Below are 12,829 nucleotides of genomic sequence, written 5' to 3' on the forward strand. Positions count from 1 at the left end.
GCCCACGGTACTTGGCCATGGCCGGCACCTTGCGGATGGCGTACATCGGCATCAGGAACAGAATCGACGCGATCACCGGCCCACCCAGGGTCTCGATCATGCCAAGGATACTCGGGTTGAGCGTGGCGACGATCCAGCACACCACCAACATGAAGGCTGCGGTCATGCGGTCCAGGGTCTTGGGTGCCGGGCGGCGGCCAGTCTTGACCACCAGGCCCTTGAGGCCCTCGCTGGCGCCGATGTAGTGGCCCAGGAACGACTTGGCAATCGCCACGAACGCAATCAACGGTGCGGCAAAGGCAATCGTCGGGTTATCGAAGTGGTTGGCCAGGTACGACAGGATCGACAGGTTCTGCGCTTTCGCTTCCGCCAACTGTGCGGGCGACAGGGTCAGCACGCAACTGAACACAAAGAACAGCACCATCGCCACCATCAGCAGGTGCGCGCGGGAGAGGATCTGCGAACTGCGCTCCTCGGCGTGTGCGCCGTACTGGCGCTTCTGGTCCACCGCGAAGGCCGAGATGATCGGCGAGTGGTTGAACGAGAACACCATCACCGGAATCGCCAGCCATAGCGTATTGAGCAGCGCCGACGGTGCCGGCACCTCACTGGCGGTGCTGAGAATGCCACCATTCCAGTGCGGCACCAGGTACACGGCCAGGAACAGCAAGGCCACAATAAACGGGTACACCATCAAGCTCATGGCCTTGACGATCACTTGCTCGCCGCAACGCACCACGGCCAGCAAACCCAGGATCAACACAAACGCCAGGATGGCCCGGGGCGGCGGCAGGATATGCAGCTGGTGCTCCATGAAGCTGCTGACGGTATTGGTCAGCGCCACGCTGTAGATCAGCAGGATCGGGAAGATCGCAAAGAAGTACAGCAAGGTGATCAGCGCACCGGCCTTGATACCGAAATGCTCTTCAACCACGTCGGTGATGTCGGAACCTTCACGGCCGGACAGCACGAAACGGGTCAGCCCACGGTGGGCAAAGAACGTCATCGGGAAGGCCAGCAACGCCAGGATCACCAGCGGCCAGAAGCCCCCCAGGCCCGCGTTGATAGGCAAGAACAAAGTACCGGCGCCAATGGCGGTACCGAATAGCCCGAGCATCCAGGTAGTGTCCTGGCGGCTCCAGCTTGTGAGCGTTGCAGGTGTCGTTGCATAGCGTTCGTCGACGCTATTGGCCTGATCATTCATCCGGTCGGATCTCCGCATTCACACGGCCAGGACGAGTCAGAAAAACCTGACAGGCAGCGCCCTGACCATAACAAGGGCCGGATTGTCCGGGATTCTCTTGGAGAAGCAAAGACTTAGCTGAGGAATGGTTAGGCGGTGCATCTGTTCAAGGGCGGCTATTCGTAAAGGATCTGGATGACCGAGGTGCCGTACGAACAGCCCTGCTTTTTCCTCTAACACGTCAAACTTACAAGAAGATTCCGACAATAAGTTCAGAACTTGCCCGCTTAAAAGTCATATTCTTAACCCTACAACACCTCAACTGTTTCAGAACCATACACAGGTATTGAGCCTGCACAAATTCACACACTAATATCTTCGCGCACCGATCAAAAATACGACAACACCACTGAATCCACGTTTAAGGAGTTTGATGATGCGAAAACTCACCGCTACTTTTGCCGGCTTATTTTTTGCGGGGTTATTAGGCGCCCAGTCAAGTCACGCGACACCTGTTGAGCCCGAGGTGGACATTCGTGCCTTGGCCTCTTCGCCTCAATGGCTGACGACTAAGGTTTATATAGAGGGCGAACCACAAAACGACGTCAAAGCCAAGTACCCCGGCGTGGTTGGCATTTCCATGTGGGAGCCACAACGCAATCGTTATGAGTTCTTCTATACCGATACGGGGCGCTCGAAACACCCTGACGGTGGGGGCGGCTATTTTATGGTCACTGGCGACAAACAGACCCACATCCTGGTACCCGACCTGGGCCCTCACCGCACCATCGTCAGAAGGTTGGAAAAACTGGATAACACCGAATTTACTTATTCTCGCGAAGTCCCGCGCGACATGGTAGCAACTAACCCGCCCGTTCGAATCTACGTGGTGCACGCGCCTTACAGCGGGCCGATAAAGACTCAGATGTCAAACTAATCAATTCACTTATCGCCAACCATAAAAATCAATAACAAACGAGGCACTTCAATATGAATATACACACGCACCTGAAGTCAATGTTAATACCCGCACTGTTGGCGGCCACGCTGTTACCCACTGCATCCGAGGTACGTGCTAATGCGGCCCCGACAGCAAAAAATGTCGCCGCCACCTCCGATAACGCAGTGATGTTGACCGTCTTTCTTAAACACGATCAATCCCGACCGCTGGGTGAATTAAAAGCCCAACTGGCCAAGCAGGAATTTCACAAGGTATTCCCGCCCGCAGGTGTAGAAGTCGTCAGCTGGAATATCACCATGGGCATCGGGCAAGTCATCGTGTTGCGCCTGCCGGCGTCGCGTCTGGCGGCGGTCAACCTCGCCATCGAGAACACGGCGTGGGGTGCATACAAGACAGAGTTCTTCCCCACATACGATTTCATGCCGATAGCCCAGAGAGAGCAAGCCCAGGCACGGCAGGCGGGGACGGCTGAATAATGGGTGCCCTCAGCTAAGCCACCGAGCTTCCCACGCTTGGATTGCGCAGCTCGCCGCGTATGGCGTTCTGCGCAATAGCCAGTGTTTGACTCATCCAGCATTCTTGCGGGAGGTCAGCGCAATAACGGGTAGGTTCGGTGCATACTCATGCTCTCAAATCCTTCAGGAAGAGCCTTGCGATGCCCACCACTGTTCTGGTCCTGGTTGAAACCATCAACGAATACCTGCAAATCATCGAAAGCAGTGACTTTCATGTGATCCTGGCGCCGACGCCCGCTGAACGCGCGCAGGCGATCAAGGCCCATGGTGGGCAGATCCAGGCTGTGCTGACCCGTGGCCCGCTGGGGCTTTACGCCGAGGAAATCGCCGCACTGCCCCTGCTGGAGATCATTTGCGTGATCGGTGCCGGCTACGAGCATGTAGACCTGCAGGCGGCGAGCAACCGTGGGATTGTGGTCACCAACGGCGCTGGCGTAAACGCCCCTTCAGTGGCTGATCACGCCATGGCGTTGTTGCTATCACTGGTGCGTGGCATTCCCCAGACAGATGCGGCGGTACGGCGCGGCGAATGGCCGAAGGTGATGCGCCCTTCCATCAGCGGTAAACACCTGGGGATTGTCGGGCTGGGCGCGGTGGGCATGGAGATTGCGCGGCGCGCCGCCCTGGGGTTCGGCATGGAGGTGAGTTATCACAACCGCCAACCCCGCGATGACGTGGATTACACCTACTGTGCGACGGCCGTGGAGCTGGCGCGCACCTCGGACTTCCTGGTGCTGGCCACGCCCGGCGGTGCCAGCACTCGCCACCTGATCGACCGCCACGCTCTGGACGCCCTGGGGCCGCACGGTTTTCTGATCAATATTGGCCGCGGCAGCGTGGTGGTGACCGCCGACCTGGTCGCCGCGCTGGAACAGCGACGCATCGGCGGCGCCGCGCTGGACGTATTTGACGATGAACCCGCAGTGCCCGATGCCCTCAAGCGCCTGAGCAATACCGTGCTGACGTCCCACGTGGCCGGGCTGTCCCCGGAAGCGGTCCATGACACGGTGCAGCGCGTCGCTGACAACCTGGTGGAATACTTTGCCGGCCGCCCCGTGCTTACACCGGTAGCCTTGCCAGCGCCGGCAAAATGACCGATCAGGCACGCTGATCACGCTTCAACACGCTAACCTATTAAGCCGCCCCGACCTTGTCGCTGGGCGGGTGTGCGCATTAGATTAGGAAATAGTCCAAGGCCTTTAGAATAAGCAGAAGGGATAAGCATGGCGCTGAACGACCAATCGACCCAGATTCGCCCAGGCGAAGAACTTGATGCCAGCCTGATCGATCCCTACCTCAAGGCCCATATCCCGGGCTTGGATGGCACGCCCACCATCAGCCAGTTTCCGGGCGGTGCGTCGAACCTGACCTACCTGCTGGAATACCCCGGCCAGGAATTTGTGCTGCGTCGCCCACCGTTTGGCCACAAGGCCAAGTCTGCCCACGACATGGGCCGCGAATACCGCATTCTCAACCAGCTTAAAGATGGCTTCCCGTACTGCCCCAAAGCCTATGTGCACTGCACCGATGAATCGGTGATTGGTGCCGAGTTCTATGTGATGGAGCGCGTCAACGGCATCATCCTGCGGTCCGACCTGCCGGCTGAACTGGGCCTGGACGCCACCCGCACCGAAGCCTTGTGCAAAAGCTTTATCGACAAATTCGTCGAACTGCACCAGGTCGACTACACCGCCTGCGGCCTGGCCGACCTGGGCAAGCCCGAAGGCTACGTGGCGCGGCAGATTCGCGGCTGGAGCGAGCGCTATGAAAAAGCCCTGACGCCCGATGCACCAAAGTGGGAGGCGGTACGCGCCTGGCTCAACGACAAGATGCCAGCCGATCATCCCACCTCCAGCATCGTGCACAACGATTACCGCTTCGACAACGTGATCCTCGACCCGCACAACCCGATGCAGATCATCGGCGTGCTGGACTGGGAACTCACCACCCTGGGCGACCCGCTGATGGACCTGGGCAACACCCTCGCCTACTGGATCGAGGCCGCGGACCCGGCCCCAGTGCAACTGATGCGCCGCCAGCCGAGCAACGCCCCCGGCATGCTCACCCGCCGCCAGTTTGTCGACTACTACGCCGAGCGCTCCGGCATCCAGATCGACAATTTCGATTTCTATTACACCTACGGCCTGTTCCGCCTGGCCGGGATTGTGCAGCAGATTTACTACCGCTTCTTCCATGGCCAGACCCAGGACAAACGCTTCGCGCAGTTCATCCACATGAACAAACTGCTGGAGCAGATGAGCCTGAATGTCATCGGCAAATCAGCGCTCTGAGTGCAACTACAAGGAACCCTCATGTCCAAGACCAACCTGTTCGACCTCGACGGCAAGATTGCGTTTGTTTCCGGCGCCAGCCGTGGCATCGGTGAGGCCATCGCCAAGTTACTGGCCCAGCAAGGTGCCCATGTGATTGTCTCCAGCCGTAAGCTGGAGGGCTGCCAGCACGTGGCTGATGCGATCATCGCCGACGGCGGCAAAGCCACGGCCATTGCCTGCCATATTGGTGAAATGGAGCAGATCACCCAGGTGTTCGCCGGCATCCGCGAACAGTTCGGCCGCCTGGATATCCTGGTCAACAACGCCGCCACCAACCCGCAGTTCTGCAACGTACTGGACACCGACCTGGGCGCATTCCAGAAGACCGTTGATGTGAATATCCGTGGCTACTTCTTCATGTCGGTGGAAGCCGGCAAGCTGATGCGCGAGAACGGCGGCGGCAGCATCATCAACGTGGCCTCGATCAACGGCATCTCGCCGGGCGTGTTCCAGGGCATCTACTCGGTGACCAAGGCCGCCGTGATCAACATGACCAAAGTATTTGCCAAGGAATGTGCCGCCTTTGGCATCCGTTGCAATGCCCTGCTGCCGGGCCTGACCGATACCAAGTTCGCCTCGGCGCTGGTCAAGAACGACTCGATCCTGAAAATGGCCTTGGCGCAAATCCCGCTCAAGCGCGTCGCCGACCCCAGCGAAATGGCCGGTGCGGTGCTGTACCTGGCCAGTGACGCGTCAAGCTACACCACCGGCGTTTCGCTGAATGTGGACGGTGGTTTCTTGTCCTGAAGCCACAGGCGTCGCCGGTGGCAGACGGGCTGGCCCGTTTGCCATCAGGCACGCACAGCGCCCATATCGATCTTGAACAACACCAGCTTGCCGTCTGGCAAGGTTGCACCAATCACTTTGAACAGCCGTTGACTCCTCAGCGCCTCCTCGACCACCTGTCCGGCGCCTGGATCATTTGCATCCAGCCTGCTTAAAACCCTTGCAACCCAACCATCTTCCATCTGGTAATCAGGATTGACCTTGGCCATGCTGGTGCTGCCGCTTTTGGCATGCTTGACCTCAAGCACATAAACATCATCCGCTGGCCCTTTGAACACCAGATCAAAACCATTCTGACCACCGCCATAAGTTCCACCAGGAATGATTCGATAGCCATCGTTTTCAAGCAGCGCTTGGTACATTTTTTCGTTGGCCTGCCCCCGCAATATATTTTCATCGGTGGTATTCAGGGCCTTCCATTGATCAAGCAGCTGTTGCTCATCTGGGGTCCTCTGCCGTTGGGGATAGTAAAGCTGGTCGTTCTGGAGAACGGCGCCCACATTGATCCCTCCCTCTCGTCGTGGGGCAACGGTGGCCATGCCCTGAAAGGGATCGAACTGCACGATGCCCAGCGGTAATGCTGTGCGCTCGGCCCTGGCGCGCATCCCGAGCAGCAGACGGTCATAGGGATAACCATGGCGCCAGATGTGCGCATCGATCAAGCGATCTCGATACTGCACCGGCGCGTTGCGAATATGGGCGTTGTCGAATGCAATCATCTGCCGCGCATACTGGCGCATGTAGCAGTACGTCTGCTTGTCCATGGTCGACATCAAGCCCTGGCTCATGTCACTGGTAACAGCGCTGTAACCCAGGCGCTTGCGCGCAGCGCTGATGATGTCGCCAATACTGTCCAGGCGCATTTCGGGTACCCACGACGCCCGGCTGCCACCGGTATCCAGAAAAATACCGGGCAGGCCGCTTTGTGCGGCAGCGACTAGTTGATACTTATTTCTGGCGCTATCGACCTGGATGCGAGCCAGTACATTGCCTATATACAGATAGGTGGCAGCCGGGTCGCCGTGGATCTGAACCATGCCGTCTTCGGCAATGGCGCCACTCACCACCCACTTGCCACGGTCATTAAACCGGTGGAGTTTGCTCATGCCCACCCGATAGTAGTCCAACGAAAATTGCGTATCGCCGTAGTAGGTCTGCCCGCCAATGAGATAGTTCTTTTTTCCCGGGATGACAGCCCCTTGCGTTGCGCCCGCACCACTGGCGTCATAGCTGTGCAAATCCCACTGTGGGTCCAGGCGCACGCTTGCAGGCGTGGGACTGGGCATCGACATGGCGCGGGAATGTGTTGCAGGCGTCGAACTTGTCCAAGTGCAAGCTCCAGCCATCCGCTGCACAACAGCAGAGCTGGCCGCCAACTGATAAGGCAAACGTGGGTGATAACCCCCACTTGCCGGGTCGTAGACCACTTGCACTGTTTCTCCGGTGGTCAGGTCGACATAACTGCGACCACCCGCATGACGAACGCCCTCGGCATCCGCGGCGCCAAGCGTATCGCCGGTCACCAGCACAGCCTGCGGCGGCGTAGGCCCTGGCACATCCAAAGCACTTATTTGCGGTATCCCGTACCTATCGGCATCGGCGAATTGCGCACGTAGCGTGCCTTGATTAACCGCTGCGGCACTGCGACTCGGCGCGCCGTAATCCCTGACCATAAAGGTGTCGGCACCCGAGCCCACACGCGAGGAAGAACCTGAGGCAGTTCGGGGCGAGTTAGTATTCTGTTGCATGAAAAAGTCCTTTTGAATTGATGCTCACGCAACCCGCGTGAACCGCAGGTCCGACGACGTAACGTTACGCTGGGGTTCCAGGTCCGCTCCCCAACAGTCGCGACCTGCGTCGTAATGAATGCCCGATACCGTACCGTCCTTCAGGGCCAGGCCGATCACACGCAGCTGGCGCACCATCAACGTCGCCCACTGGCGAGAGCGGCGCAGCGCGCCGAACACTGCGTCTACGGTTGCGTATGGCGCAGCGTCCAGTTGCGCCAGATAAACAGCGCCCAGGTCCTGTCGGATGTCGTACTGCTCGCCCTGTTGGGTGTGCACGCTGACCTGTTCCAGCGGCACCGAAGGGTCTGTCATCGGTGGCAGGCGCACAGTCACACTGCCGACCTTCAATGTGTCGTTGGTCAGTACGATATGCCGTTGCTCGATCAGTTCGCCAAGGCTTGCAGTGTTGATTCGCCAAAACGATGCATTCGACTGTTTCGCCAGTGCGCCCGGCGTGGACAGGCAAATTGTTGAACCGGTGCTGGGCACCACTTCATAAGTGGAGGCCCGCCCCAGCAACGCGTACGACTTCTGGTAATGCGGCGGTGCCGGGATCACGATTTTCTGAGGCACCGACTGCAACCAGACACCTTTGGCGCTGTGCGGCCGAAAAAACGGATGGGTGCCTACACGCTTGACCAGAGCCGAACGGCCGTCGAAGGTATTGAAACCAGGCGAAGCACGGTCTTGGGCGTAAGTTTGCTGAGCAGCCTGAACCCGATAGGAGACGCCATCGTTCATGACCAGTTCGAATCGACAATCAAGCTTCAAGCTGACCGCAATGATGTTGGACGTCACGTTGGTGCGCGTCGAAGATCGATCGCTGGCGTAGTTGGCGAGAACCAATTGCCCGCCATCGGTGAATGTGAGGGTCAACCTCACATCGCTGTAGGTCAGCGAATCGAAATGACCAACCCGGCGCAAGGTCACACGGTATTCGGCCAAGGCTTGCAGCAGCTCGCGCGACGAGTAATCCACGTACAACATGCAAGCCGTGGTGTCGCCTTTGAGGCGAACAGCCACCTCCTTCCTGCTCGGCCCACGCTCAATGAAACAGCGGCTCGAACGCCCATAGGGCACCACGAACTCTCCGGCGCTCAGCACCTTGTCAATAGTGAGATCCTGGCCACCTCCTCGCACGGCAACCGCGACGCTGACATCTTCCTCGCCAGCCAATACAGGTGTGAGGATCGGCTCAAGCATGTAGCCGTCTTGCGTGACAAACAGCAGGTTGTGCGTGTTCAACCGCCGCTGGCTGTCGCTGCGCGTATACAGCTGCTCAAGCCTGATCACGTGCTGTGGCAGTTCGCCGTCCTCGCCGCGCCAGACTACAATAACCAGCGCGCACTCTTGGATACGCCAACTGGCGATCGCAGCCAATGGCCAGCGCATTTCAATCACAGCACCTTCCGCCCAGTCCTGATCCTTAAGGGTCACGGTGCCGCGGTTGCTGGCAATGACGTAGCGATCCTTGCCCGCGCCCCCATCGACCCACGCGTTGGCGCCCAGCACTACCACCGTATCATTACCATCTCCTGCCTCGACACGATCATTATCACCCTCGGCGATCACCGTATTGGCCTGGGCCGAACCTTTGACATGGTTGGCAACGCCAGCCGGAGTCGAGACGTTTTCAATCGAATCCAGGCTAATCGAGTGATGAGGCGTCGGGGTGCCGAGGTCTTTGCGCCGAGCAACAGTGCCTGCCTGCAGATCAATGGCATAACCCTGCGCCCCTTCCTGATAGGTTGCCGAGTTGGACAAATTGAGCGTATCGCTGCCGGCCCCGCCATACAGTTCACTGACCGGGCCATTCGCGAGCGCTGCATCCAGTGTGCCCGCCGGTATCTCATACGTGAACACATCAGCTTTCGCGCCGCCGGTGAGTTGCTTGTGGCCTGCGCCGAACTGAAAAATATTCGGGTTGTCGCTCAAGCCTTTGACCTTGTCGTTACCGCCCCCAGTCGCCAGAGCACAGCAGCATTCACCCATTGACTGCCAGACACCACGCCTGGAATCTGGTCAACCGGGGTGTTTGAAGCATCCACATCGTCATCCAGGTCAACGACCGTTGGTTCATTGGTGTCGATGTAGGCATCCTCGCCCTCGGCTTCATTCCATCGACGCTTCCAATGGCGTACCGGATTCAGGCGTACCTCAAACCGGCCATTTACCACCGCCTGCACGGTGCCCTTGAGCGCACCCATCAGCCAGGCTTCGGCCTGGCTTGTCAGTTGCTGCGCATGCTGCTTTTGCATTTTTGCCAGAACGTACCGGTCACGCACGTCTCGCTGCGGCTCCCGGCCTTGAAACGCCAACCACCCGGCCTGCAGGCGCTCAACGATACTCAGCTCGATGTAATCATCAATTTCATCCACCTGACGAACCGCAGAATAGAGCTGCATCCCCAGCATCAACACCACAGCTGCAGCGATACCCAGCGGGCCGGCAACGCTGAAACCGGCCGCTGCTGCAACACTGAGGATCACGCTGATGCTTGCCCCCAGGATAGTGAAGCCGGCGCTCACGTAATGGTCCAGTGCTTCTTTGCCGGTACTTTTCGCCGCTTAGGAAAGCGATTTCTGGGCACTGATGATGTCAAAAGACAGGGTCAGTACCAAGGCAAACAGGCTCGCGCCCCGCTGCATGATCTTGCCCAACGTACTGGCGTTAAAGCCCGCGAACACCTTCCGACCGTTTTCCAGCATCCGCTTGCCGAACCGCTCAAGCGCCAGCTCCAGTGCCTCCCCCGTCAGATTGGCGAACAGCTCAGCACCGGTGACTACCGTCTCGTCGATGTCGCCAGTCTTGATCGCATCGGTCAATGCGCTGATTGCACTGTAATACCCGTAAACCCCAAGCCCGGCGCCTATCAACGCCAGGCTTCGGCTTTTCTTCGGCTCTACCCATTGAGGCATCCCTTCCAACTGCGACACTTGGTTGAGGTTGGTTTTTTGCACCTTGCACAGCAGGCTGTCGAGCTTGTCCATTGCCCCCGAATGCTCGCCACCCGCCTCAGGCAGCAGCAATGGCGGGGCCTGTACCGAGCGCAATGCCGCGAACTCGAATAATAGAGCAGCGCTGCTGCCGCTGACCGAATCTGCGGTGCTTAAATAGCGCTGCAGCTCAGGCACCGAGAAACGGATCGAATCAAGCAGCGTCTGATCGGCCTCGCGCACGTCCAAGTGTCTGGCTCTCAGGGGCTTGCCCGACATGCTCGCGCCCATGGCGGCCAGGTCCGCGCGCTGAAGAGTCAGCTCTCCAACAATCAGCGGGCCCAAGCGCTGATCGAGCGCGAGCAAAGTCGGATACCTTTTCTTTGCAGGTGGTTCGCTTGTCGCCATGAGTCTTATTCCCTATGCCATACCATTGAATAACGCTGGCTGCAGGCATCCAGAGCCTGCAACAGGGACATGATCGCGGCCAACGCGCTCTTTGCAGCTGTAGATGTCTATGCGTGCGGACGATTTACACAGAGACCCTTTTGAGCCCGCATTACGAGCGAGTAACCTTGGCGCCGAGCCAAACCTTGGGAGCAAACATGGAACTGCACGTAGTCATCAATGGCCGCAAGGACCTGGCCGAACAGCTCTACCAGCAGTTGCGCGAAGCCATCGCCACCGGGCGGCTGTCGGCAGGCGCACAGCTGCCCCCCAGCCGACTGCTCGCCGAACAACTGGGCATCTCGCGCAAGACGGTGTCGGATACCTACGCCACCTTGACCTATGAGGGCCTGCTGGTTGGCAAGATCGGCCGCGGCACTTTCGTCAATGCGTGGGCGCCGCAACCCGACCGCGTGCAAACCGCCACCGACCTGGCGTGCGCCGCCAACCTGGGCAAATGGGCCGCACTGCCCTCGCCCATGGGCCACCCCGCCCGTGACGATATCCTGCGCTACGAATTTATCGGCGGTGCGACGACACGCCACCACTTCCCCCAGGACGAATGGCGGCGTTGTACCCAGGATGCGTTGCGTCGTATCGCCCAGAACAGTGGTTTTTACAGCCAGCCAGAAGGCGTGCCCGCCCTGCGCGAAGCCATCGCCGGGCATATCGCGTTTTCTCGCGGGGTCAAATGCGGGGCCCGCGATATCGTGGTCACCAACGGGGCACAGCAGGCGCTGGACCTGATTGCCCGCGTGGTGCTTGAGCCCGGCAGCCTGGTCGCGATGGAAGACCCTGGCTACAGCCCCGCACGCCAATTGTTCGTCGCGATGGGCGCCAATGTTGCCAGTGTGGCCGTCGACAAAGAGGGCCTGCAGGTCGACCAGATCCCGGATGGCACCCGCTTGATCTATGTGACGCCGTCCCACCAATTCCCCCTTGGCATGCCCATGAGCCAGGCGCGGCGCGAGGCCCTGCTGGACCGCGCCATTGCGCTCGGCGCGATCATCATTGAAGACGATTACGACAGCGAATTCCGCTACGAAGGCCGCCCCACTGACTCCCTGCAAAGCATGGATACCCGAGGCGTGGTCACCTACGTCGGCACCTTCTCCAAAACCCTGTCGCCGGAGTTACGCCTGGGCTATGCGGTGCTGCCGCCGGCCATCTACGGCGCAGTGCTCAAGGCCAAGAAACTGACCGACCAGCACAGCGCTACCTTGCCGCAGTGGGCACTGGCCAAGTTCATCAGCGAAGGCTACCTGCTCAAGCATATTCGTCGCTGTCACAGCCTCTATGCGGGGCGTCGCGAACGCATATTGCAGCGTCTGGCGGGCGATCTGTCACCGTGGTTCGAGGCCGTGCCTACGGTGGCCGGCTTTCACCTGGCGGCCCTGTGCAAGGTGCCGGTGAATATTCCCTTACTGATGGAACGGGCGCGTGAGGTCGAGGTGGGGTTGTATCCCCTGGACGTGTTCTTTCACGACCTGCCGGTGCGCTCGGGGCTGATTCTGGGGTTCGGTGCCATCGAGACCCTGGACATTGACCCGGCGCTGGACAAGGTCCGCGATATTCTCTTGCAGATTGGCTAGGCGGTTTTCCGGCGCATTGGTCATTGGTGGCAGGCCCTCTGCGGCGTAGGGTGAAGCGGTCTTGAACCCGATGGAACCCTCCTCATGAAACGCTTATTCGCTGCCACACTGATGCTCGCCTCCCTCAGTGCATTTGCCCACGACCCGGTCTACAACCAGGAGACGCTCAAGGTGCTGCAAGAGCACGCCTTGACCAACGTGCCGGGCAAGAAAACCATCATGCTCACCGTGGACTACGCCCCCGGCCAAGCCACCGTGCCCCACAGCCACACCGGCACCGCCGTGG

11 protein-coding genes and 1 pseudogene are annotated in these 12,829 nt (G+C 59.3%); 7 read left to right on the forward strand and 5 right to left on the reverse strand.

What is annotated here, in order from left to right:
* The coding region (locus GIW04_RS19900; RefSeq protein ID WP_236479143.1) for a serine/threonine transporter at nucleotides 1-1,204 on the reverse strand (1,204 nt) is incomplete at its 3' end.
* A gap of 415 nt (nucleotides 1,205-1,619) precedes the next feature.
* Here GIW04_RS19900 and GIW04_RS19905 point away from each other — a divergent pair.
* From GIW04_RS19905 to GIW04_RS19925, 5 genes are all read left to right on the forward strand, one after another.
* Entirely contained in the window at nucleotides 1,620-2,120 is a 501-nt protein-coding gene (locus tag GIW04_RS19905) for a DUF4822 domain-containing protein (protein WP_120248253.1), read from the forward strand.
* Between the two features lie 53 nt (nucleotides 2,121-2,173).
* Nucleotides 2,174-2,620 carry a hypothetical protein gene (locus GIW04_RS19910; RefSeq protein ID WP_183043778.1) on the forward strand — a complete coding sequence of 149 codons (447 nt, stop codon included), beginning with the start codon at nucleotides 2,174-2,176 and terminating at the stop codon, nucleotides 2,618-2,620.
* A gap of 179 nt (nucleotides 2,621-2,799) precedes the next feature.
* Entirely contained in the window at nucleotides 2,800-3,753 is a 954-nt protein-coding gene (locus GIW04_RS19915) for a 2-hydroxyacid dehydrogenase (protein ID WP_003190818.1), read from the forward strand.
* 129 nt (nucleotides 3,754-3,882) lie between these two features.
* Nucleotides 3,883-4,950, forward strand: a complete 1,068-nt coding sequence (locus tag GIW04_RS19920; protein ID WP_056784620.1) for a phosphotransferase family protein — start codon at nucleotides 3,883-3,885, stop codon at nucleotides 4,948-4,950.
* Between the two features lie 21 nt (nucleotides 4,951-4,971).
* Complete coding sequence (locus GIW04_RS19925; RefSeq protein ID WP_034135439.1) at nucleotides 4,972-5,739, forward strand: SDR family oxidoreductase; 768 nt, start codon at nucleotides 4,972-4,974, stop codon at nucleotides 5,737-5,739.
* Between the two features lie 44 nt (nucleotides 5,740-5,783).
* On the opposite strand, the gene GIW04_RS19930 is transcribed toward GIW04_RS19925, so the two are convergent.
* The 4 genes from GIW04_RS19930 to GIW04_RS19945 are packed head-to-tail and all read right to left on the reverse strand — an operon-like array spanning nucleotide 5,784 to nucleotide 10,870.
* Nucleotides 5,784-7,526: a hypothetical protein gene (locus tag GIW04_RS19930; RefSeq protein ID WP_120248254.1), complete on the reverse strand. Its 1,743-nt coding sequence runs from the start codon at nucleotides 7,524-7,526 to the stop codon at nucleotides 5,784-5,786.
* A gap of 24 nt (nucleotides 7,527-7,550) precedes the next feature.
* Nucleotides 7,551-9,503 (reverse strand): calcium-binding protein, encoded by a 1,953-nt coding sequence (locus GIW04_RS19935; protein WP_236479145.1) that lies wholly within the window; start codon nucleotides 9,501-9,503, stop codon nucleotides 7,551-7,553.
* Entirely contained in the window at nucleotides 9,500-10,096 is a 597-nt protein-coding gene (locus tag GIW04_RS19940; RefSeq protein ID WP_236479147.1) for a hypothetical protein, read from the reverse strand. Before GIW04_RS19940 ends, GIW04_RS19935 begins: the two co-directional genes overlap by 4 nt.
* A gap of 39 nt (nucleotides 10,097-10,135) precedes the next feature.
* Nucleotides 10,136-10,870, reverse strand: a complete 735-nt coding sequence (locus GIW04_RS19945; protein WP_236406871.1) for a hypothetical protein — start codon at nucleotides 10,868-10,870, stop codon at nucleotides 10,136-10,138.
* A gap of 239 nt (nucleotides 10,871-11,109) precedes the next feature.
* On the opposite strand from GIW04_RS19945, the gene pdxR reads away from it, so the two are divergent.
* Complete coding sequence (pdxR, locus tag GIW04_RS19950) at nucleotides 11,110-12,543, forward strand: MocR-like pyridoxine biosynthesis transcription factor PdxR (protein WP_057709871.1); 1,434 nt, start codon at nucleotides 11,110-11,112, stop codon at nucleotides 12,541-12,543.
* A gap of 84 nt (nucleotides 12,544-12,627) precedes the next feature.
* Nucleotides 12,628-12,829, forward strand: a pseudogene (locus GIW04_RS19955) (cupin domain-containing protein); the annotation flags it as partial.

The organism is Pseudomonas sp. PA-4-8C, assembly GCF_021606625.1.
Classification (GTDB): Bacteria; Pseudomonadota; Gammaproteobacteria; order Pseudomonadales; family Pseudomonadaceae; genus Aquipseudomonas; species Aquipseudomonas lactis.

Coding starts and splice junctions, on each gene's coding strand:
- pdxR (WP_057709871.1), top strand. CDS start 11,110: ATGGAACTGCACGTAGTCATCAATGGCCGCAAGGACCTGGCCGAACAG.
- GIW04_RS19905 (WP_120248253.1), top strand. CDS start 1,620: ATGCGAAAACTCACCGCTACTTTTGCCGGCTTATTTTTTGCGGGGTTA.
- GIW04_RS19925 (WP_034135439.1), top strand. CDS start 4,972: ATGTCCAAGACCAACCTGTTCGACCTCGACGGCAAGATTGCGTTTGTT.
- GIW04_RS19920 (WP_056784620.1), top strand. CDS start 3,883: ATGGCGCTGAACGACCAATCGACCCAGATTCGCCCAGGCGAAGAACTT.
- GIW04_RS19915 (WP_003190818.1), top strand. CDS start 2,800: ATGCCCACCACTGTTCTGGTCCTGGTTGAAACCATCAACGAATACCTG.
- GIW04_RS19930 (WP_120248254.1), bottom strand. CDS start 7,526: ATGCAACAGAATACTAACTCGCCCCGAACTGCCTCAGGTTCTTCCTCG.
- GIW04_RS19910 (WP_183043778.1), top strand. CDS start 2,174: ATGAATATACACACGCACCTGAAGTCAATGTTAATACCCGCACTGTTG.